Source organism: Xanthomonas sp. JAI131 (genome assembly GCF_013410075.1).
GTDB lineage: Bacteria > Pseudomonadota > Gammaproteobacteria > Xanthomonadales > Xanthomonadaceae > Xanthomonas_A > Xanthomonas_A bonasiae.
Genome location: NZ_JACCCN010000001.1, coordinates 725,202 through 745,183, shown reverse-complemented (window position 1 = coordinate 745,183; position 19,982 = coordinate 725,202). Strand labels below are relative to the sequence as shown.

19 protein-coding genes and 1 tRNA gene are annotated in these 19,982 nt (G+C 70.6%); 12 read left to right on the top strand and 8 right to left on the bottom strand.

Annotation, left to right across the window (positions count from 1 at the left end; translation table 11 throughout):
- Positions 1–153 precede the first annotated feature (153 nt).
- The 6 genes from HDC36_RS03005 to HDC36_RS02980 all read right to left on the bottom strand — a co-directional run bounded on the left by HDC36_RS03005 (position 154) and on the right by HDC36_RS02980 (position 5,604).
- On the bottom strand, positions 154–387 hold the full coding sequence (locus tag HDC36_RS03005; RefSeq protein ID WP_179564298.1) for a hypothetical protein: 234 nt from the start codon (positions 385–387) through the stop codon (positions 154–156).
- Positions 388–451: 64 nt separating this feature from the next.
- A complete protein-coding gene (locus HDC36_RS03000; RefSeq protein ID WP_179565573.1) occupies positions 452–1,381 on the bottom strand; it encodes a homoserine kinase in 930 nt (309 codons plus the stop codon).
- 44 nt (positions 1,382–1,425) lie between these two features.
- Positions 1,426–3,933 carry a bifunctional aspartate kinase/homoserine dehydrogenase I gene (gene thrA, locus HDC36_RS02995; RefSeq protein ID WP_179564296.1) on the bottom strand — a complete coding sequence of 836 codons (2,508 nt, stop codon included), beginning with the start codon at positions 3,931–3,933 and terminating at the stop codon, positions 1,426–1,428.
- Positions 3,934–4,305: 372 nt separating this feature from the next.
- Complete coding sequence (locus tag HDC36_RS02990) at positions 4,306–4,485, bottom strand: hypothetical protein (RefSeq protein WP_179564294.1); 180 nt, start codon at positions 4,483–4,485, stop codon at positions 4,306–4,308.
- Positions 4,486–4,698: 213 nt separating this feature from the next.
- Positions 4,699–4,992 (bottom strand): hypothetical protein, encoded by a 294-nt coding sequence (locus tag HDC36_RS02985; RefSeq protein WP_179564292.1) that lies wholly within the window; start codon positions 4,990–4,992, stop codon positions 4,699–4,701.
- A 535-nt stretch (positions 4,993–5,527) separates the two neighbouring features.
- Positions 5,528–5,604 (bottom strand) — tRNA-Arg (locus tag HDC36_RS02980).
- 162 nt (positions 5,605–5,766) lie between these two features.
- Here HDC36_RS02980 and HDC36_RS02975 point away from each other — a divergent pair.
- From HDC36_RS02975 to HDC36_RS02935, 9 genes are all read left to right on the top strand, one after another.
- On the top strand, positions 5,767–7,299 hold the full coding sequence (locus tag HDC36_RS02975) for an aldehyde dehydrogenase family protein (protein WP_179564290.1): 1,533 nt from the start codon (positions 5,767–5,769) through the stop codon (positions 7,297–7,299).
- Between the two features lie 3 nt (positions 7,300–7,302).
- Entirely contained in the window at positions 7,303–8,043 is a 741-nt protein-coding gene (locus HDC36_RS02970; protein WP_179564288.1) for a metallophosphoesterase family protein, read from the top strand.
- Positions 8,044–8,128: 85 nt separating this feature from the next.
- Positions 8,129–8,410 carry a DUF4190 domain-containing protein gene (locus tag HDC36_RS02965; protein WP_179564286.1) on the top strand — a complete coding sequence of 94 codons (282 nt, stop codon included), beginning with the start codon at positions 8,129–8,131 and terminating at the stop codon, positions 8,408–8,410.
- A 4-nt stretch (positions 8,411–8,414) separates the two neighbouring features.
- Complete coding sequence (locus HDC36_RS02960) at positions 8,415–9,182, top strand: class I SAM-dependent methyltransferase (protein WP_179564284.1); 768 nt, start codon at positions 8,415–8,417, stop codon at positions 9,180–9,182.
- 9 nt (positions 9,183–9,191) lie between these two features.
- The gene (locus tag HDC36_RS02955) at positions 9,192–10,247 is read left to right on the top strand and encodes a quinone-dependent dihydroorotate dehydrogenase (RefSeq protein ID WP_179564282.1); all 1,056 of its coding nucleotides are present in this window, start codon (positions 9,192–9,194) and stop codon (positions 10,245–10,247) included.
- Positions 10,244–11,284, top strand: coding sequence for a UDP-N-acetylmuramate dehydrogenase (murB, locus tag HDC36_RS02950; protein WP_179564280.1), 1,041 nt, complete (start codon positions 10,244–10,246; stop codon positions 11,282–11,284). The genes HDC36_RS02955 and murB overlap by 4 nt, the downstream gene beginning before the upstream one ends.
- Before the next feature lie 32 nt (positions 11,285–11,316).
- Positions 11,317–12,186, top strand: coding sequence for a DMT family transporter (locus tag HDC36_RS02945; protein ID WP_179565571.1), 870 nt, complete (start codon positions 11,317–11,319; stop codon positions 12,184–12,186).
- A 112-nt stretch (positions 12,187–12,298) separates the two neighbouring features.
- On the top strand, positions 12,299–12,988 hold the full coding sequence (locus tag HDC36_RS02940; protein ID WP_179564278.1) for an aspartate/glutamate racemase family protein: 690 nt from the start codon (positions 12,299–12,301) through the stop codon (positions 12,986–12,988).
- A 109-nt stretch (positions 12,989–13,097) separates the two neighbouring features.
- On the top strand, positions 13,098–14,189 hold the full coding sequence (locus tag HDC36_RS02935; RefSeq protein ID WP_255432570.1) for a TPM domain-containing protein: 1,092 nt from the start codon (positions 13,098–13,100) through the stop codon (positions 14,187–14,189).
- Between the two features lie 16 nt (positions 14,190–14,205).
- On the opposite strand, the gene HDC36_RS02930 is transcribed toward HDC36_RS02935, so the two are convergent.
- Together HDC36_RS02930 and ispG are read right to left on the bottom strand one after the other, a co-directional pair.
- Positions 14,206–14,916 (bottom strand): phosphatase PAP2 family protein, encoded by a 711-nt coding sequence (locus tag HDC36_RS02930; protein WP_179564274.1) that lies wholly within the window; start codon positions 14,914–14,916, stop codon positions 14,206–14,208.
- Entirely contained in the window at positions 14,897–16,162 is a 1,266-nt protein-coding gene (gene ispG / locus HDC36_RS02925; protein WP_179564272.1) for a flavodoxin-dependent (E)-4-hydroxy-3-methylbut-2-enyl-diphosphate synthase, read from the bottom strand. The genes HDC36_RS02930 and ispG overlap by 20 nt, the downstream gene beginning before the upstream one ends.
- A gap of 104 nt (positions 16,163–16,266) precedes the next feature.
- Here ispG and HDC36_RS02920 point away from each other — a divergent pair, with 104 nt between their 5' ends.
- From HDC36_RS02920 to HDC36_RS02910, 3 genes are all read left to right on the top strand, one after another.
- A complete protein-coding gene (locus tag HDC36_RS02920; RefSeq protein WP_179564270.1) occupies positions 16,267–17,490 on the top strand; it encodes an ATP-binding protein in 1,224 nt (407 codons plus the stop codon).
- Positions 17,487–18,053 (top strand): response regulator transcription factor, encoded by a 567-nt coding sequence (locus HDC36_RS02915; protein WP_179564268.1) that lies wholly within the window; start codon positions 17,487–17,489, stop codon positions 18,051–18,053. The genes HDC36_RS02920 and HDC36_RS02915 overlap by 4 nt, the downstream gene beginning before the upstream one ends.
- Before the next feature lie 127 nt (positions 18,054–18,180).
- A complete protein-coding gene (locus tag HDC36_RS02910) occupies positions 18,181–19,977 on the top strand; it encodes a sensor domain-containing phosphodiesterase (RefSeq protein WP_179564266.1) in 1,797 nt (598 codons plus the stop codon).
- Positions 19,978–19,982: the final 5 nt, after the last annotated feature.

The window sequence follows — 19,982 nt, the reverse complement described above, 5'->3', positions numbered from 1 at the left end:
CATCCTGCTTGCGGACCCGCGCGTAGCGCGGGCGCGCCGCCCGGGTGTGCTTTCTTTTGGTTACTTTTCTTTGCACAAGCAAAGAAAAGTGACCCGCGCCAGCGGAAGCTTTGCTCCTGCTCCTGCTCCTGCTCTTGCTCTTGCTTTGAATCTTCAAACCAAAGCAAAAGCAAAGGCAAAGGCAAAGGCTTTCGCCTTGCGGCGAGTCACTTTTCTTTGCTCGCGCAAAGAAAAGTAACCAAAAGAAAGCGCGCCCTGCCGAGCGCCCTCCGCGCTGCGCGCTCCGGGTCCGCGTCCATGACGGGGATTCGCGGAAGGGGCATCCTGCCCCTGCCGCGAACGGCGCACATCCATGTGCGCCGCCCCTTCGGGGTTTTTCCCCGCCATGGCCGCCGCTGCGGAAGGGAACCCGGTACAGCAACAGCAACAGCAACAGCTCGGCTACGCGCCGCTACAGCAATCGGGCGCCCGGACACTGCAGCGGCGATACCCAATGCTGGCTGTCGAAGCCGGCCGCCGCGAATGCCGCCTGCACCGCCGGCGCAGCCGCCTCCGCCGCCGCGCGCGTCGCGAACCAGGCGAACACGCTGGGGCCGGCGCCGGAAATGCTCGCGCCCATCGCGTCCGCCGCCAGCGCGGCCTGCTTGGCCGCATCGAAGCCGACGATCAACGGCGCACGCCGTGGCTCGATCAGCACGTCGCGCAGGCCCGCGCGCACCAGCGCCTCGTCGCCGGCGTGGCAGCCCGCCAGCACCAGCGCCAGATTGGAACTCTGCGCCACGAACTCGCCGAGCCGGTAGTCACCGGCCAGCGCCTCGCGCGCGCGGCGCGTCTCCAGCACCGCGTCCGGGTGCACCAGCAGGCTGTGCCAGGCCGCCGGCACCGGCACCGGCACCATCCGCTGCAGCGTGGACAGCACCAGCCCGCCCAGGAACATCGGGCCGAGGTTGTCGCCGTGGCGGCTGCCGCTGGCCACCGCCTCGCCCTCCAGCGAATACGGATAAAGCTGCTCGCGCGACAACGGCGCGTCCAGCAACGCATTGGCGGCCACCAGCGCCGCCACGCACGACGCCGCCGAACCGCCCATGCCGGAGCTGAGCGGAATGCCCTTGTCGATCTCCAGTTCGAAACCGAACGGCAGCGCCAGTGCCTCGCGCAGCGCGATCAGCGCCGCGCCGGCGGTGTTGCGCGCGGCCTCCAGCGGCAACGCCACCGTGGTGCCGCGGATCGCGGCGACGCGCACCAGCGGCGCGTCGATGCAGCGCACGGTGACCGTGTCGCCGACGCCCTCCACCGCATAGCCGAGCAGGTCGAAGCCCACCGCCACGTTGGCCACCGAGGCCGGCGCGAACGCGCGCGCCTCGCGCGCCTCGCGCGGCAAGGCGCGGGCGGCGGCGTGCGGCGCCAGCGAGGTCTGCGCCTGGCTCACAGCCGCGCGCCCTCGCCCGCCGCCACCCGCAGCAGGTCGGCGAACACGCCCGCGGCGGTGACTTCCGGACCGGCGCCGGGGCCCTGCACCACCAGCGGATTGTCGCAATAGCGGCGAGTGGTGAACTGCACCACGTTGTCGGTCAGGCGCAGGTTGGCGAAGGCATGCTCGGCCGGCAGTTCCACCAGGCCGACGCTGGGCGCGCGGTCCGGCGCCAGCTGCGCCACGTAGCGCAACACGCAGCCGCGCGCCCTGGCCGCCTGCAGGCGCTGCGCGAACGCCGCGTCCACTTCGTGCAGGCGCGCCATGAAATCCTCCACGCTGGCCTGGCGCAGCGCCTCCGGCACCAGGCTCTCCACCGCCACGTCCTCCAGGCTCAGCTCGCGCCCGGCCTCGCGCGCCAGGATCACCAGCTTGCGCGCCACGTCGGTGCCGGACAGGTCGTCGCGCGGATCCGGCTCGGTATAGCCCATGCCGCGCGCATCGGTAACCAGTTGCGAGAACGGCACGCTGCCGTCGTACTTGTTGAACAGCCAGGCCAGGGTGCCGGAGAAGATGCCCTCGATCGCGGTCACTTCGTCCCCGGTGTCGACCAGATCGCGCAGCGTGGTGATCACCGGCAGGCCGGCGCCGACCGTGGCCTCGTAGCGGAAGCGCGCACCGCTGCTCTCGGCGGCGGCACGGATCGCATGGAAGCGCGCCAGCGGCCCGGCGCCGGCCTGCTTGTTAGGGGTGACCACATGGATGCCGGCGGCGAGCCAGTCGGCGTAGCGGTCGGCGACATTGGCGCTGCCGCTGCAATCGATGATGACCGCATGCGGCAGGTGCGCCGACAGCAGGTGCGCGGTGAACGCGTCCAGGTCGGTGGGCTGCTGGCCGCTGGCGAAGGCCTGCCGCCAGTCGCCGCCGATCGCGCGCGGTTCCAGGCGCATCGCGCTGCGCGAGGCGATCGCGCGCAGGCGCAGGTCGAGGTTGGCCTTGGCCAGCAACTGCGGCTGTGCCACGCGCAGTTGGTCGAGCAGCGCCGCGCCGACGTTGCCCGGGCCGATCACCCCGACCGAGAAGGTCTGTGGCGACAGCCAGAACCCGGCGTGCGCGGCGCGCAGCGCCTTGGTCGCGTGCGCGCTGTCGATCGCCACCGAGATGTTGCGTTCCGACGAGCCCTGCGCGATCGCCAGGATGTTGACCTGGGCGCGGCCCAGCGATTCGAACAGGCGCGCAGCCACGCCCGGCTGCCCGGCCATGCCGTCGCCGACCGCGGCCAGCACGCTGATGCCGGTGGTCAGCTGCACGCGCTGCACCTGGCCGACCACCAGCTCGTGCGCGAACGCCGACAGCAACGCGTCGCGCGCGCGCTCGCATTCGTTCTGCCGCACCACGCAGCAGATCGAATGCTCCGAGGAGCCCTGCGAGATCATCACCACCGACACCCGCGCGTTGCGCAGCGCGGCGAACACGCGCTCGGCGGTGCCGGGCACGCCGATCAGGCCGGTGCCCTCCAGGTTCAGCACCGCCAGGTCTGGACTCAGCGTCAGGCCCTTGATCGGGCCGCTGCTGGCGCTGCTGGCGGTGATGCGGGTGCCCGGATGTTCGGGCTGGAAAGTGTTGCGGATGATGATCGGCAGGCCGCGCTCGATCGCCGGCGACATGGTCTGCGGATGCACCACCTTGGCGCCGAAATAGGCCAGCTCGCAGGCCTCGTCGTAGCTCAGCGTTTCCAGCTGCACCGCTTCGGGCACCACCCGCGGGTCGGCCGACAGCACGCCGTCCACGTCGGTCCAGATATGCAGTTCGTCGGCATCGAACAGGGCGGCGAAGATCGCGCCGGAGTAGTCGCTGCCGTTGCGGCCCAGCGTGGTGATGCGGCCGGCGCGGTCGCGGGCGACGAAGCCGGTGACCACGACACGCTGCTGCGGATGCTGCGCGCGCCACGTCGACAGGCGCGCCGCGCTGGCCTCCCAATCCACGTCCACGCCCAGTTCGCCGCGATCCACCACCAGCACCTCGCGCGCGTCCAGCACCGCGCAATCCTCGCCCAGCGCGCGCAGGTGCTCGCCGAGCAATTGCGCCGAATACACCTCGCCCAGGCCCTGCACCCGGTCCAGCACCTCGCGCGGCAGTTCACCGATCACCGCCAGCGCGCCGAGGATCTCGGCGAGATGGTCGAAGCGCGCATCCAGCCATTCCACCGTGACGCCGGCATGCTCGCCGAGCAGCGACACCGCCGCGGCGCGGTGCCGCGCGCGGGTCTCGTGCCAGCGTTCGCGCCAGTCGCTGTTCTCGCTGGCGGCCAGTTCGGCCAGCCCGATCAGCGCATCGGTCACCCCCTTCATCGCCGAGACCACGGTGATCTGCAGGGTTTCCGGGCGCGCCAGCAGCAACTGCGCGACATGGCGATAGCGTTCGGCGTCGGCCACCGAGGTGCCGCCGAACTTGTGGACGACGGTGCGCGCGGCGAGCGCGGGGTCTGCGGCGGGAGCGGAAGCGACGGCGGGGGACGGCATGGGAGACCTCGGAGTGGAGGCCCCGCTCGCATCAGGCCGACGGGTTCCCCGCATCCTGATCCGGGTGCGGGGCCGTGGGTTTCGACAGTTACGCGAAAACGACGGGCCGCACCGGGCGAATGGTGTGGGTGGTAATACCGGTGGTAATGCCCGCGCAGCAGGCGGCCCGGCACCGAAGCGCGGGCGGCACGAAGCTGGTGACGAGGGCGAGAACGTTGGGCATGGGCGCAAGAGGACATCATGCGCCGGGGTGCTGTCAAGCGCTGTCTGCTGCGCGGCGGCATGCGGACCGCGCCCGGACCGATCCGTTGCAAAAGTTACTATCCGCCGCCGGCGCGACAGATCCTTCGCCAGCAGCACGGCAGGCCCCGCTCACCGGCGCCTTGGCCGGAGCGGATGGTGGGGTCTGCCGGCCTGCCACGCCGATTTGCGCGGCATCGCCGAATGGCGCATCCATGCCACGATCTTGTCCACCATTTTGGACAGTTCCGACGCGATCAGCGCGACCACTGTCAGGAGCATCATGCCGAGCGCGGCGAATACGGGATTCATGCGCCGCACTGTAGGCAAGCGTTTGTGCTGGCCCATGTTCGGCGCGACAAAAACGGCGTGCGGTTGCGGTGTGTTCAGTGCGCGGTTCGGTGCGATTCATTTGCTTCCGGCCAGCGCTCGCAGGCACTAAGCAAGGCAAAGCAAAACTAAGCTTTTGGGAAAGACGCGCGGACCTATCGTCCGCGCGCCATGCGCCGTTAACGCTGCGTTGGATCAGTGCTGTTGGTTATCCGCCGGCGGCTGTTGCTGCGGATCGCTGGTGGGCTGCTGCGGATCGGCCGGAGGCTGGGTGCCCTGGGTGCCGTCGCTACCGGTGGGCGCGCCGGCGGCGGCGTCGCCGCTGGTGGTACTCGCCGGTGCCGTCGCGCTGTCGGCCTGACTGGCGTCGGTCGCGGGGGTTGCCGACGTCGGGTTCTGGTCCTGGGCCGGCTTGTCGCCATCGCGCTGGCAAGCGGCCAGGCCCGCCAGGAGCGAACCGATCAATACAAATTTCAACGTTCTGCTCATTGAGTGACTCCTGCTGTGCATTCGCATGGGGTTGTCGGGAGCGGCCGCCGTGGCTGGCCGGATGAGATGAAGCCCGCAATCCAGGACACCGGCATCGCCCTGCGTTGGGCAACCGGCCAATGGCAACCAGGTGGTGCATACGCCATGCGATGGATACATCGCTGGCGCTGTCCTGCAGCCATGCCTGGGTGGAGACTGCAACTGGACAGGCCAGTCGCCGTGCGTCCCAGGTTGCCGGAGCGGATCCGCATCGCGACGTTGCGATGCCGTCCTTTCCAGCATCAGCGGACGGTTGCAGCCTACGCACCGCGGTGCTCAGGCAGCGTCGGCGCAAGGTGTAAACGGCGTTATGCGGGCCGGGCGCGTAGCGGCCCGATGGCGTGAGGCCACGGCGGGCGATCCGGCTTCCTGCACGCGCGACTGCGGCGCATCGACATGCGCAACGCGGCGCAAGCCGGAACCCGGGACGCGTCCTTGCCCACGTCACCAGCGCGCGACGGCAGCGACCGCGCCGAGCGCGCAAACCAACTTGCGGTGGTGACCCCGGCGCGATTCGAACGCACGACCTGTCCCTTAGGAGGGGACCGCTCTATCCAGCTGAGCTACGGGGCCTTGGCCGGCGCATTGTCGCACGATCGCCGCGCTTGCCAAGCCCGCCGCGGCGCGCGGCGGATGCGGCCTGGCCCGCCCGGTCTGCTAAAATTGCGGGCTAATCGCGTCCCGCGTCCCCCGCCTGCGGTCGCCTTCCCTGTCGCAACGAACCCAGGAGATTCCATGTCCGCTGACCTGCTCAAGGCGCTCGGCCTGACCGCGTCCAATTCCGGCACCTATCTCGGCAACGGCGAGTGGTCCACGGCCACCGGCGCCGGCGTACTGCAGCCGCTGAACCCGTCCAGCAACGAGATCATCGCCGAAGTGCAGGCGACCACCGCGCAGGACTACGAGACCGTGGTCGCCCGCGCGCAGGCCGCGTTCAAGCTGTGGCGCACCACGCCGGCGCCGCGCCGCGGCGAGGCGGTGCGGCTGTGCGGCGAGGCGCTGCGCAAGCACAAGGACGCGCTGGGGTCGCTGGTCGCGCTGGAAATGGGCAAGAGCAAGCCCGAAGGCGACGGCGAAGTGCAGGAGATGATCGACATCGCCGATTTCGCGGTCGGCCAGAGCCGCATGCTGTACGGCTACACGCTGCACTCCGAGCGCCCCGGCCACCGCATGTACGAGCAGTATCAGCCGCTGGGCCTGGTCGGCATCATCAGCGCGTTCAACTTCCCGGTCGCGGTGTGGGCGTGGAACGCCTTCCTGGCCGCGATCTGCGGCGACATCTGCCTGTGGAAGCCGTCCAACAAGACCCCGCTGACCGCGATCGCATCGATGAAGATCTGCAACGACGCGCTGCGCGATGCCGGCTTCCCGGACATCTTCTTCCTGATCAACGACGCCGGCACCGAACTGGCCGAAACCCTGGTCGAAGACAAGCGCATCGCGCTGATCAGCTTCACCGGCTCGACCCAGGTCGGGCGCAACGTCGCCGAGAAGTGCGCGCGGCGCCTGGGCCGCTGCCTGCTGGAGCTGGGCGGCAACAACGCGATCATCCTCGACGAGAGCGCCGACCTGAAGCTGGCGATCCCCGGCATCGTGTTCGGCGCGGTCGGCACCGCCGGCCAGCGCTGCACCACCACCCGCCGGCTGATCGTGCACGACTCCATCTACGACACCGTGCTGGCGACGCTGCTCAAGGCCTACAAGCAGGTCGAAGGCAAGATCGGCGACCCCACCGACCCGGCCAACCTGATGGGGCCGCTGAACAGCCGCGGCGCGGTCGAGCAGTTCCTGGCCTCGATCGCCAAGGCCAAGGCCGCCGGCGGCACCGTCGAGACCGGCGGCACCGCGCTGGACCGCCCCGGCAACTTCGTGCTGCCGGCGATCGTCACCGGCCTGCACAACGGCGACGACGTGGTGCAGCACGAGACCTTCGCGCCGATCCTGTACGTGATGAAGTACAGCAGCCTGGACGAGGCCATCGACATGCAGAACGGCGTGCCGCAGGGCCTGTCCTCGTCGATCTTCACCCAGAACCTGAAGGCGGCGGAGAAGTTCCTGTCGGCGGCCGGCAGCGACTGCGGCATCGCCAACGTCAACATCGGCACCTCCGGTGCGGAGATCGGCGGCGCGTTCGGCGGCGAGAAGGACACCGGCGGCGGCCGCGAATCCGGCTCGGACGCGTGGAAGGTGTACATGCGCCGGCAGACCAACACGATCAACTACTCCGACTCGCTGCCGCTGGCGCAGGGCATCAAGTTCGACCTGTAAGCGATGCGCATCGCCGCCCTGTCCGACATCCACGGCAACCTGCCCGCGCTGGAGGCGGTGCTTGCGGATATCGGGCGGCGCGGCGTGGAGCGGATCGTCAACCTCGGCGATATCGTCTCCGGTCCGCTGTGGCCGCGCGAGACCGCCGCGCGGCTCATGCCGCTGGCGCTGCCCACGGTCCGCGGCAACCACGAGCGCCAGCTATGCGAGCTGGCGCCCGCGGCGATGGGCGCCAGCGATGCCTACGCGCATGCGCAGCTGACGCCGGCGCAGCGGCGCTGGCTGGACGAACTGCCGCCGACCCTGTCCCTGCCGCAGGCGCTGCTGTGCCACGGCACCCCGCACGACGACCTGTGCTGGCTGCTGGACGACCTGGCCGCACCGCACCTGCTGCCTGCCAGCGCGCAACGCGTGCGCGAACGGCTCGGCGATACGCCGCCGGCGCCGCTGGTGCTGTGCGGGCACAGCCATGTGCCGCGCACGCTGCGCCTGGACGACGGGCGGCTGCTGTGCAATCCGGGCAGCGTCGGCCTGCCCGCCTACGCCGAGGCGCATCCGCAGCCGTACCGGGTGGAAACCGGCACGCCGCAGGCGCGCTACGCGATCCTGCAATGCGCGCAGGGCCACTGGGACGCGCAACTGCTGGCGGTCGACTACGACCACGCCAGCGCCGCGCTGCAGGCCGAACGCAATGGCCAACCGGAGTGGGCGTATGCGTTGCGCCACGGCCGCACGCGCCGATGAACGGCGCACGGCAGGCGCGCTTCTGGGATAATTCGGGCACCGTGCATGCGAGCGAACCCGCTGCCCCCTTCACGAGGATCTGCACATGAGTGCCGTACGCGAAACCAATTCCCTCGCCGTGGTCAGCCTGGTCGCCGGCATCCTCGGCTGGACCCTGATGCCGGTGCTCGGCAGCCTCGGCGCGATCATCACCGGGCACCTGGCGCGCGCCGAGATCCGCCGCCAGCCGCAACGCTTCCAAGGCGACGGACTGGCGGTCGGCGGGCTGATCCTGGGCTGGGCCGCGGTGATCGTCGCGATCCTGTCGGTGCTGGCGTTCGTGCTGTTCTTCGGCGGGCTGGCCTGGTTCGCCAGCACCCAGGCCTGAGCCGATGGACGCCTCCGCTCCGCGCGAACGCTTCAGCGACCGCGTCGCCGACTACATCCGCTACCGCCCCGACTATCCGCCCGCGCTGCTGGACTGGGTGCACGGGGAACTCGCCGTGGCACGCGATGCGCAGGTCGCCGACATCGGCGCCGGCACCGGCATTTCCACCCGCATGTTCCTGCTGGCCGGGCATCCGACGCTGGCGGTGGAGCCGAACGCGGCGATGCGCGCCGCCGCCGAGACCCTGCTGCGCGACCTCCCCGGCTTCGCCGCGGTCGACGGCAGCGCCGAGGCCACCACCCTGCCCGCCGCCAGCGTCGACCTGATCAGCGCCGCGCAGGCCTTCCACTGGTTCGATCTGGAAGCGGTACGCCGCGAATGGGCGCGCGTGCTGCGCCCCGGCGGACTGGCGCTGGTGTACTGGAACTCGCGCCTGCTCGACGGCACGCCGTTCCTGCAGGACTACGAGCAGTTGCTGCTCGACTACGGCACCGACTACAGCACGGTGGCCGAGCGCTACCACGACGATGCGACGATGCAGCGCTGGTTCGGCGCCGGGCTGCGCGGCACCGCCCAGTTCCCGAACGTGCAGAAGCTGGATTACGACGGCCTGCGCGGGCGCCTGCTGTCCTCCTCCTATGCGCCGCTGGCCGGGCATCCGCGCCACGCGCCGATGCTGGCCGCGCTGCGCGTGCTGTTCGATCGCCACCAGGTGGATGGCCTGGTCGATGTCCACTACCGTACCCGTGCCTTCGCCGGCACGTTGAACTGAGCTGTGCCCATGTATTCCCTCGCCCGCCCGTTCCTGTTCGCCTTCGACGCCGAGCGCGCCCACGCGCTGGGCCTGCGCGCGATCGAGATGGCCTACCGCACCGGCACCAATCCGCTGCTGGCCAGGGCGATCGCGCCGATGCCCACGCGCGCGTTCGGCCTGGAGTTTCCCAATCCGGTCGGGCTGGCCGCGGGCCTGGACAAGAACGGCGAGCACATCGACGCGCTGCTGGCGCTGGGCTTCGGCTTCGTCGAGATCGGCACCATCACCCCGCGCCCGCAGCAGGGCAATCCGAAGCCGCGCATGTTCCGGCTGCCACGCGAGCAGGCGGTGATCAACCGCATGGGCTTCAACAACCTCGGCGTGGACGCGCTGGTGCGCAACGTCGAACGCGCGCGCCGCCGCCATGGCCTGCTCGGCATCAACATCGGCAAGAACAAGGACACCCCGAACGAGGACGCCGCGTCGGATTACCTGCATTGCCTGGAAAAGGTCTACCCGCTGGCCGACTACGTGACCGTCAACATCTCCTCGCCGAACACCGCCGGCCTGCGCGAGCTGCAGGAGGAACAGGCGCTGCGGCAGCTGGTGTCGCAGCTGCGCGAGGCGCAGGAAGCGCTGGCCGCGCGCCACGGCAAGCGCGTGCCGATGCTGGTCAAGGTCGCGCCGGATCTGAGCGACAGCGATATCGACGCAGCAGCGCGGGTGCTGTCGGACCTGCAAGTGGACGGCGTCATCGCCACCAACACCACCGTCGCCCGTCCCGGCCTGGAGCGCAACGCGCTGGGCGCCGAAGCCGGCGGCCTGTCCGGCGCGCCGCTGCTGGGCCAGTCCACGCTGGTGCTGCGCCGGCTGCGCGCGCGCCTGCCCGAGGCGATCCCGCTGATCGGGGTCGGCGGCATCCTGTCCGGTGCCGATGCGGTGGCGAAGATGGCCGCCGGCGCGGCGCTGGTGCAGTGCTACAGCGGGCTGGTGTTCCGCGGCCCGGAGCTGATCGGCGAATGCGTCGAGGCGATGCGCCGGCGCCGCGAAGCGCCCAGCCGCGGCGCGGTCGCCGCGCTATGAGCAACGCCTGGTCGCTGACCGCGAATGCGCCGCTGCAGGCGCTGAATACCTTCCATGTCGCCGCGCAGGCGCCGTGGCTGCTGCAGATCTTCGCCCCCGACGCGCTGCCCGAGGCGCTGCTGGCGCCGCAGCTGGCCGGTGCGGCGCTGCTGCCGCTGGGCGGCGGCAGCAACATGCTGTTCGCCGGCGACGCGCCCGGCGTGGTGCTGGCCTTCGCCAACCGCAGCATCGACACGCTCGAACACCGCGCCGACTACGCCATCGTCCGCGCCGGCGCCGGCGTGGGCTGGCACGAACTGGTGATGTGGTCGCTGGCGCAGGGCCTGTCGGGCCTGGAGAACCTGGCGCTGATCCCAGGCACGGTCGGCGCCGCGCCGATCCAGAACATCGGCGCCTACGGCGCGCAGGTCGGCGAGTTCGTGCATGTGGTCGAGGCCTACGACCGCGCCGACGCGCGCTTCGTGCGGCTGGATGCGGCCGCCTGCGAGTTCGGCTACCGCGACAGCCTGTTCAAGCGCCAGCCCGACCGCTACCTGATCGCCGCGGTGGAATTCAACCTGCCGCGGCTGCATGCGCTGCGCCTGGACTACGCCGGCATCGGCGAGGAACTGGAGGCGCTCGGCATCGCCATGCCCGGCGCGCCCGACGTGGCGCAGGCGGTGATCAACATCCGCCGCCGCAAGCTGCCCGACCCGGAGGTGCTCGGCAACGCCGGCAGCTTCTTCAAGAATCCGCTGCTGCCGGCCGAACAGGCGCAGGCGCTGCAGCACGCGTACCCGGCGCTGCCGGTGTTCCCCGGCGACGGCGAGGACCAGCGCAAGCTGTCGGCGGCGTGGCTGATCGAGGCCTGCGGCTGGAAAGGCCACCGCGACGGCGATGCCGGCGTGTCCGCCGCGCACGCGCTGGTGCTGGTCAACCACGGCCAGGCCAGCGGCGCCGAGCTGCTGGCGCTGGCGCGGCGCATCTCCGCCTCGGTGCTGGAGCGCTTCGGCGTGATCCTGGAGCCGGAACCGCGCATCGTCGGCGCGCACTGGTGAAGCAGCCGGTGTCGCTGCGCGCGGCCGCGCTGATGCTGGCCAGCACGCTGTCGTTCGGACTGATGGTGATCGCGATCCGGCTTGCCTCCGCGCACCTGTCCACGGTGGAGATCGCGTTCTTCCGCAACCTGTTCGGCTTGCTGTTCCTGCTGCCGATGCTGCTGCGGCCGGGGCAGTCGCTGCCGCGCACCGCGCAGTTGCCGCGCTACCTGCTGCGCACCGCGATCGGCCTGGTGTCGATGCTGGCCGGCTTCTGGGCGATCGGCCACCTGCCGCTGTCGCAGGCGATCGCGCTGTCCTACTCCACGCCGCTGTTCGTGACCCTGGCCGCGGCGTTCTGGCTCGGCGAGAACGTGCGCCTGCGGCGCTGGATGGCGGTGCTGTGCGGTTTCGCCGGCGTGCTGATCATCCTGCGCCCCGGCGCGGCCACGTTCAGCGCCGGCACCCTGATCGCGCTGCTGGCGGCGGTGATGGGCGCGCTGGTGGCGATCCAGATCAAGCAGCTGGCACGGGTCGATTCGGCCAACACCGTGGTGTTCTACACCTATGCGTTCTGGGTGCCGATGTCGCTGCTGCCCGCCCTGTTCGCCTGGACCTGGCCGCAGGGCATCGACTGGCTGTGGCTGCTCGCCACCGGCCTGTTCGGCACGCTCGGGCAACTGCTGTGGACGCGCGCGCTGCGCATCGGCGAAGTCTCGGCGCTGACCCCGATCAGCTTCGTGCAGCTGCCGTTCGTGGCCGTGCTCGGCTGGTGGCTGTTCGGCGAAGCGCCGGATCGCTGGACCGTGCTCGGCGCGCTGATCATCCTCGGCGCCAATGCCTACATCGCTCACCGCGAGGCATTGCTGGCGCGGCGTGCCGCCAGCGCCGCGGCCACCGCGGCGGCCAAGCCTGGCGAATGAGCGCGCCTGTCCGGCCCTGCCGGCGCCAGGCGCGCGGGCCGCGCACGAACCGGCGACAGTGCGCGATCATCGCTGCCCGCACCCCGCGAACGGGCGACACATGGAGAACGGCATGAAGACCATCGGCCTGATCGGCGGCATGAGCTGGGAATCCACCGTGCCCTACTACCGGCACATCAACGAAACGATCCGCGCGCAACTGGGCGGGCTGCATTCGGCCAGGCTGCTGCTGTACAGCGTGGACTTCCACGAGATCGAGCAACTGCAGCAGGCCGGCGACTGGGACGCGGCCGGCGAAGCGATGGCCACGGCCGCGCGCGCGTTGCAGGCCGGCGGCGCCGATTTCCTGGTGCTGTGCACGAACACCATGCACCGCGTCGCCGACGCGATCGCCGCGGCGGTGCCGCTGCCCCTGCTGCATATCGCCGATGCCACCGCCGACGCGGTGCAGGCCGCCGGCATCACCCGGATCGGGCTGCTCGGCACCCGCTTCACCATGGAGCAGGACTTCTACCGTGCTCGGCTGCAGCGGCGCGGCTTGCAGGTGCTGGTACCGGACCTGCCAGGGCGCGAGGACGTCCACCGCATCATCTACGACGAACTGTGCCAGGGCGTGATCCGCGACGCCTCGCGGCGGCGCTACCGCCAGGTGATCGCGGCGCTGCAGGCGCAGGGCGCCGAGGCGGTGATCCTGGGCTGCACCGAGATCTCGCTGCTGATCGGCGCCGGCGACGCCATGCTGCCGCTGTTCGATACCACCGCACTGCATGCGCACGCGGCGGCACTGCACAGCCTGGCCTAGCGGCGACGGGGACGCGCTGCCCGGCATGGAACGGCAAGCGTCCGCCTGCATGCGGCGATGCGCTCCGGCAGACTCCATAATGGCTGCACGCTCGATTGCAAAGACCACCATGCGCATCCTTCGCCTGCTCGCCATCGCCGCGCTCGCCCTGCTGCTGTGCCCTGCAATGCCGGCCTTGGCAAGCGCGATTCCCGAGTACACGCCGAACGTGGTCGATCCGGCCGGGGTGCTGAGCGACGCGCAGCGGCAGCGTGTCAATGCAGCGCTGCAGCGGATCCGCGACGAGCAGCACATCTGGGGCGCGGTCTATCTGGTCCCCTCGCTCGAAGGCGAGGACATCGAGCGCGTGGCCGACGATGCGTTCCGGACCTGGCACCTGGGGGACAAGGACGCCAACAATGGCCTGCTGCTGGTGCTGTCCATGCAGGACCGGCGCTCGCGCTTCGAAGTCGGCTACGGGCTGGAGGGCGTGCTGCCCGATGTGGTCGCCAGGCGTGCGCTGGACGATCACCTGGCGCCGAAGATGCGCGAGGGCGACACCGCCGGCGCCATCGTCGATGCGTTCGGCTTCATGGCGCGCGTGGCGGCCAAGGACCCGGACAGCCTCGCGGAACTGGCGCGGCCGCCGTCCGCTTCCGAACGAAGCGACCAGAGCGACTGGAAGCGCGGCGCCGCCGCCTGGGCAGGCCTGCTTGCGCTGATCTGGCTGCTGCCGCCGCTGCTAGAGCGCCAGCAGCGACGGCTGCGCACGCGCCTGCTGCAGCGTCACCCGGAACTGGCCGACGCGCCCGAGGAGATCGCCGCCTCCAGCAAGCGCGCGTCCTCGGGACTGTTCATCAAGCTGTTCCTGACCGTCAACCCGGGCGTGTTCGTGCTAATCCTGTCGGCGCTGTTCCCGCTGGCGTTCTGGCTGTGGATCGCCGCCGAGCTGCTGGCGTTGGGGCTGGCGCTCGCGCTGTCGGGTCGCCGCTACCGCTCGCCGCAGCGCTACCGACGCTTCCTGAAGCAGCAGGAGCGCACGCGCAATACGCTGATCCGCAAGGGCCATGTGGTCGAGACCGGGACCGGCGCGTTCGCCTATACCGCGGCCTACTACGCCAGCGAGGCAGTGTCCTCCGGATCGTCCTCGTCCACGTCCAGCAGTTCGTCCTCCTCCGGCGGCGGCAGCTCCGGTGGCGGCGGCGCGAGTTCGAGTTGGTGACCTGCGGCAGCACCGCTCAGGCAGACGCACGCCGGCGACGCCAGCGCGGACGCCGTTCGCCGCGGAACATCAGCAGGTACAGCCCGAGCACCCAGACCAGCGCCGCGCACCAGCCGCCGAGGATGTCGGAGGGATAATGCACGCCCAGGTAGATCCGCGACACGCCGACCAGCAACGCGAACGTGCTGGCCAGCAGCAGCACCGGCCAGCGCCAGCGGGTGCGCCAGGCCAGCGCGATCAGCACCGCGGCCAGGGTCATCGAGCCCATCGCGTGGCCGCTGGGGAAACTGAAGGTGTGCTCCGGCGCGATCGACTCCCACAGGCTGGGCCGGTCGCGCTGGAAGAACTGCTTGGCGCTCATGTTCAACAGCGCCGAACCGACGAACGAGAACGCGGCGAACATGGCCTCGCGCCAGCGCCGCAGGCCCAGCAACAGCAGCACGATCAGCGTGTCCAGCGGGATCACCCCGTACTGGTAGCCGGCCTCGGTGACCACGCTGAAGAACCGGTCCCAGCCCGGCGAGGTCAGCGCGCGCATGCTCCACAGCAGCGGCTCGTCGAAATAGAAGTTCTCCAGTTCGTGGACCTCGTCGGCCAGCGCCACGAACACGCCCATCGGCAACAACACGCCGGCGAACAGCAGGCCGATGCGCCAGGCGTTGCGGCGCAACCAGTGGCGCACGCCGGCGGCGCGCTCGGCCGGGTTCTCACCCGGCGCGGCGGACATACTTGGTTTCGACGTAGTCGTCGATCAGCGCGACGAACTCGTGGGCGATGTTCTCGCCGCGCAGGGTGACCGTCTTTTCGCCGTCGACGAACACCGGCGCCGACGGCGCCTCGCCGGTCCCCGGCAGCGAGATGCCGATGTTGGCGTGGCGCGATTCGCCCGGCCCGTTGACCACGCAGCCCATCACCGCCAGGGTCATGTTCTCGGCGCCGGGATGGCTCACCTTCCACTCCGGCATCTTCGCGCGGACGTGGTTCTGCACCACCTTGGCCAGTTCCTGGAAGAACTCGGAGGTGGTGCGGCCGCAGCCCGGGCAGGCGGTGACCAGCGGGGTGAAGGCGCGCTGGCCGGTGGTCTGCAGCAGTTCCTGGGCGACGATCACCTCCTGCGTGCGCGACTGCCCCGGCTCGGGGGTCAGCGAGATGCGGATGGTGTCGCCGATGCCTTCCTGCATCAGCACCGCCAGCGCCGCGCTGGAGGCGACGATGCCCTTGCTGCCGATGCCGGCCTCGGTCAGGCCCAGGTGCAGCGCGAAATCCGAGCGCTGCGCCAGGTCGCGATAGACCGCGATCAGTTCCTGCACGCCGCTGACCTTGCAGCTGAGCACGATGCGGTCGCGGCCCAGGCCCAGTTCCACCGCGCGTTCGGCCGAATCCAGCGCCGAGCGGATCAGCGCCTCGCGCAGCACCCGGCCGGCGTCCCACGGCGTCTCGCGGCGCGAATTCTCGTCCATCAGCTGCGCCGCCAGGGCCTGGTCCAGCGAGCCCCAGTTGGCGCCGATGCGCACCGGCTTGTCGTACTTCAGCGCGAACTCGATCAGTTGCGCGAACTGGGTGTCCTTCTTCTTGCCGAAACCGACGTTGCCGGGGTTGATGCGGTACTTGGCCAGCATCTCGGCGCACGCCGGCTCGGCCGCCAGCAGCTGGTGCCCGTTGTAGTGGAAGTCGCCGATCAGCGGCACCTCGATGCCCATCATCCGCAGCTTGTCGACGATGCGCGGGATCGCCGCGGCCGATTCGGCGTTGTTGACGGTCAGCCGCACCAGTTCCGAGCCGGCGCGCCACAACTCGGCCACCTGCTTGACCGAGGAGGCCACGTCGGCGGTGTCGGTGTTGGTCATCGACTGCACCACGATCGGCTTGCCGCCGCCCACGACGACGCCTCCGACGCGGACCGGCTGGGTGGAACGGCGCGCCCAGGGCGCGGCGTCGCTGGGGGGGGTGGGTCGGCTGACGGCGTCGTACATGCGCGCATTTTAGCGTGAGCGGGCGGCCGTGCCCCACCCCGGCGCCGGGGACTGCGACGGTTTGTCGCAGACAGCCGTGCGCGCCAGCGCATACGATGCGCGCCATGACCTCCACCGATGCCTCGTTCCTGCGCACCCTGTGCAGCCTGCGCTGGCTGGCCACCGCCGGGCAGGCGGCGACGATCTTGGTCGCGACCTGGGCGATGCGGCTGCCGCTGCCGCAGCTGCCGCTGTGGTCCGGCGTGGCCGCGCTGACCCTGTTCAACCTGTATGCGCAGCTGCGCCTGCGCCATGCCGACACCGCCGCGCCGGCCACCGCGTTCGGCCACATCCTGGTCGATGTGACCGTACTGACCTGGATGGTCGGCTGGAGCGGCGGCATCGGCAACGCCTTCGGCTCGCTGTTCCTGGTGCTGATCGCGTTGGCCGCGCTGGCGCTGCCGCTGCGCTGGGCGCTGGCGGTGGCGGCGGCCTGCGTGGCCGGCTACGCGGTCAGCGCGCTGTTCGGCCTGCCGCTGCCGCGCGGCCCGCACCAGGCCTTGGACCTGCAGCGCTGGGGCATGGCCGCCAACTTCCTGCTGTCCACCATCGTGGTGCTGGTGTTCTCCACCCGCCTGGCGCTGTCGCTGCGCGAACGCGAGCGCGAGCTGGCGCTGCTGCGCGAGCGCTTCACCCGCAACGAAGGCATCGTCGCCCTGGCCACCCACGCCGCCTCGGTCGCGCATGAGCTGAATACGCCGCTGGCGACGATGACCCTGCTCACCGACGACATCGTCGAGCAGATCGAGCAGCCGGAACTGCGCGAGGACCTGGAAACCCTGCGCGAACTGCTGGTGCAGTGCCGCGAACGGGTGCTGGCGCTGGCCGCACCGGCGCAGCGCGCCGGCGGCGGCACCGTGTCGCTGGCGCACGTGCTGCACCAGTGGCAGCTGGTGCGCCCGACCGTGCAACTGCGGCGCAACGACGACGCGCCGCTGCAGCTGCGCCTGGAGAGCGCGATCGGCCACCTGCTGCAGGTGCTGCTGAACAACGCCGCCGACGCCGGCGAACGCGCCGGCCATCCGCAGGTGGACCTGAGCGTGCGGGTCACCGGCAGCGAACTGGTCGGCGAGGTCCGCGACTACGGCGGCGGCTTCGACGCCAACCAGGTCGCGCTGCCGGCCACCCTGTTCCGCAGCGGCAAGCCCGACAGCATGGGCGTGGGCCTGGCGCTGTCGCATGCCACCATCGAACGCCTGGGCGGCGAACTGTGGACCCAGCCGGCGCCGGACCACGGCGCACGGGTCGGTTTCCGCCTGCCGCTGCTCGCCCTGGAGACGCCCGCATGAGCAACGACGCCCCGCTGGGCCTGCTGGTCGACGACGACCCGCTGTACCTGCGCACCCTGCAACGCACCCTCGCCCGCCGCGGGCTGGAGACGCTGACCGCCGACAGCGGCGCCGCGGCGCTGGCGCTGGCCACGGCGACGCCGCCGGACTACGCGCTGATCGACCTCAAGCTGGGCGACGAATCCGGCCTGGCGCTGATCCAGCCGCTGCGCGCGATCCGCGCCGACATGCGCATCCTGCTGGTCACCGGCTACGCCAGCATCGCCACCGCGGTGGAGGCGATCAAGCTCGGCGCCGACGACTACCTGCCCAAGCCGGCCACGGTGCAGATGATCCTGCGCGCGTTGAGCCTGGAGGCGGACAGCGCCGAGGACGACGACGCACTCGAACTGCCGGACGCGATGACCCCGCTGAGCCGGCTGCAGTGGGAGCACATCCAGCAGGCCATGCACGAGACCGGCGGCAACGTTTCGGCGGCCGCGCGCCTGCTCGGCATGCACCGCCGCTCGCTGCAGCGCAAATTGGCCAAGCGCCCCAGCCCGCAACGCGAGCCGCCGCGCTGAGCGCGGTGCGGTTGCGCATGGCGTCGCCGTCTACCGTCGTACACACCGGCTTCACTTTCCCGACCCGCGGCTGTTCGCCGCCCGCGCGCCGACTCAAGTCGCCCACGCAGGCGCCGTTAAATCCTGCATGCGCCCTTCTTCTCATCCGCTGCCGCCCGACGAATCGACGAGGCTGGCGACCCTGCGCCAGCTGTGCCTGCTCGATACCCCGGCCGACCGCGTCTTCGACCTGATCACCCAGCTGGCCTCGCGCACCCTGCGCACCCCGATCGCGCTGGTCTCGCTGATCGACGAGCAGCGCCAGTGGTTCAAGTCCCGGGTCGGCCTGGACGCGCCGCAGACGCCGCGCAGCCAGGCCTTCTGCGCGCATGCGATCCACAGCCCCGAGCTGCTGGTGGTGGCCGACGCGCGGCAGGATCCGCGCTTCCGCGACAACCCGCTGGTCACCGGGCCGCCGTTCATCCGCTTCTACGCCGGCGCGCCGCTGATGCTGGCCGACGGCACCGGCCTGGGCACGCTGTGCGTGATCGACAGCGAACCGCGCAGCGAGTTCGACGCCGACGCGCGGCGTACCCTGCAGGAGCTGCGCGACCTGCTGCTGCTGCGGATCGAGACCCTGCGCAACACCGGCTACGTCGATGCGCTGACCGGCCTGCCCAACCGCAGCCGCTTCAACGAAGACCTGACCATGTGGCTGTCGCTGCAGAGCGCGGACCAGCACGACACCGGCGTGGCGATCGACGTCTGCGGCACCGAGTACTTCCGCGACATGGTCAAGGCCCTGGGCTGGGAATACGCCGAGGGCTACCTGCTGGCCGCGCGCGACCGCCTGCTGCAAGCCCTGGACGGGTTGCCGGCCTACCGCATCGACACCACCAGCTTCGCCTTCGTGGTGAAGGGCAACGACCCGGCACAGCTGGCGCAACGCTGCGAACGCGTGTGCGGCGCCTTCGCCGAGGCGATCGAGCACCAGGGCATTCCGCATGCCGCGACCCCGTCGCTCGGCGCGGTGAGCCTGGACGGCGTGCTGAGCGCCAACCACACGCTGCGCTCGCTGACCACCGCGGTGGACATGGCACGCCAGCGCGGCCTGCCGTGGAGCCTGTACGAGCGCAGCCACGACGCCAGCCAGCGCAATGCGTTCCGGATCCTGGCCGCGCTGCCGGAAGCGCTGAGCGCGCGCGAGCAACTGAGCCTGCACTACCAGCCGCGGGTCAGCCTGCGCAGCGGCGACTGCGTCGGCGTGGAAGCGCTGCTGCGCTGGGAGCATCCGCTGCTCGGCACGGTCGCGCCCAACGACTTCATCCCGCTGGCGGAGAAGACCGCGCTGATGAGCCGGGTCACCGCCTGGGTGCTGCGGGCCGGCATCGCGCAGGCCGCGCTGTGGCAGCAGCAGGGGCATCGCTTCAGCGTCTCGCTGAACGTGTCGGCGGTGGACCTGGAACAGGCCGACTTCATCGCCACGCTGCGCGAGCTGCTGACGCGGCACGCGCTGGAACCGGGCCGCATCGAGATCGAGTTCACCGAAAGCGCGATGATCCGGCATCCTGAGCGCGTGGCCGAACAGTTGCAGGAGATCAGCGCGCTGGGGGTGAAGATCGCCATCGACGACTTCGGCAGCGGCTACAGCAACCTCAGCTACCTCAAGCGCATCCCCGCCAACGCGCTGAAGATCGACCAGTCGTTCATCCGCTCGCTGCCGGGCAGCCGCAAGGACTGCATGATCGTGCCGTCGATGATCCGGCTCGGCCACGATTTCGGCCAGCAGGTGGTGGCCGAAGGCATCGAGACCGAGCAGATCTACGACATGCTGCGCGAATGGGGCTGCGACGAGGGCCAGGGCTACTGGATCGCGCGGCCGATGCCGGCGGCGGCGCTGGAGGCCTGGCTGGCCACGCCATGGCGCGACCAGGCGCACGGTTGAACGCG

Coding starts and splice junctions, on each gene's coding strand:
- HDC36_RS03005 (WP_179564298.1), bottom strand. CDS start 387: ATGGCGGGGAAAAACCCCGAAGGGGCGGCGCACATGGATGTGCGCCGT.
- thrA (WP_179564296.1), bottom strand. CDS start 3,933: ATGCCGTCCCCCGCCGTCGCTTCCGCTCCCGCCGCAGACCCCGCGCTC.
- HDC36_RS02990 (WP_179564294.1), bottom strand. CDS start 4,485: ATGAATCCCGTATTCGCCGCGCTCGGCATGATGCTCCTGACAGTGGTC.
- HDC36_RS02985 (WP_179564292.1), bottom strand. CDS start 4,992: ATGAGCAGAACGTTGAAATTTGTATTGATCGGTTCGCTCCTGGCGGGC.
- HDC36_RS02975 (WP_179564290.1), top strand. CDS start 5,767: ATGTCCGCTGACCTGCTCAAGGCGCTCGGCCTGACCGCGTCCAATTCC.
- HDC36_RS02970 (WP_179564288.1), top strand. CDS start 7,303: ATGCGCATCGCCGCCCTGTCCGACATCCACGGCAACCTGCCCGCGCTG.
- HDC36_RS02965 (WP_179564286.1), top strand. CDS start 8,129: ATGAGTGCCGTACGCGAAACCAATTCCCTCGCCGTGGTCAGCCTGGTC.
- HDC36_RS02960 (WP_179564284.1), top strand. CDS start 8,415: ATGGACGCCTCCGCTCCGCGCGAACGCTTCAGCGACCGCGTCGCCGAC.
- HDC36_RS02955 (WP_179564282.1), top strand. CDS start 9,192: ATGTATTCCCTCGCCCGCCCGTTCCTGTTCGCCTTCGACGCCGAGCGC.
- murB (WP_179564280.1), top strand. CDS start 10,244: ATGAGCAACGCCTGGTCGCTGACCGCGAATGCGCCGCTGCAGGCGCTG.
- HDC36_RS02945 (WP_179565571.1), top strand. CDS start 11,317: ATGCTGGCCAGCACGCTGTCGTTCGGACTGATGGTGATCGCGATCCGG.
- HDC36_RS02940 (WP_179564278.1), top strand. CDS start 12,299: ATGAAGACCATCGGCCTGATCGGCGGCATGAGCTGGGAATCCACCGTG.
- HDC36_RS02935 (WP_255432570.1), top strand. CDS start 13,098: ATGCGCATCCTTCGCCTGCTCGCCATCGCCGCGCTCGCCCTGCTGCTG.
- HDC36_RS02930 (WP_179564274.1), bottom strand. CDS start 14,916: ATGTCCGCCGCGCCGGGTGAGAACCCGGCCGAGCGCGCCGCCGGCGTG.
- ispG (WP_179564272.1), bottom strand. CDS start 16,162: ATGTACGACGCCGTCAGCCGACCCACCCCCCCCAGCGACGCCGCGCCC.
- HDC36_RS02920 (WP_179564270.1), top strand. CDS start 16,267: ATGACCTCCACCGATGCCTCGTTCCTGCGCACCCTGTGCAGCCTGCGC.
- HDC36_RS02915 (WP_179564268.1), top strand. CDS start 17,487: ATGAGCAACGACGCCCCGCTGGGCCTGCTGGTCGACGACGACCCGCTG.
- HDC36_RS02910 (WP_179564266.1), top strand. CDS start 18,181: ATGCGCCCTTCTTCTCATCCGCTGCCGCCCGACGAATCGACGAGGCTG.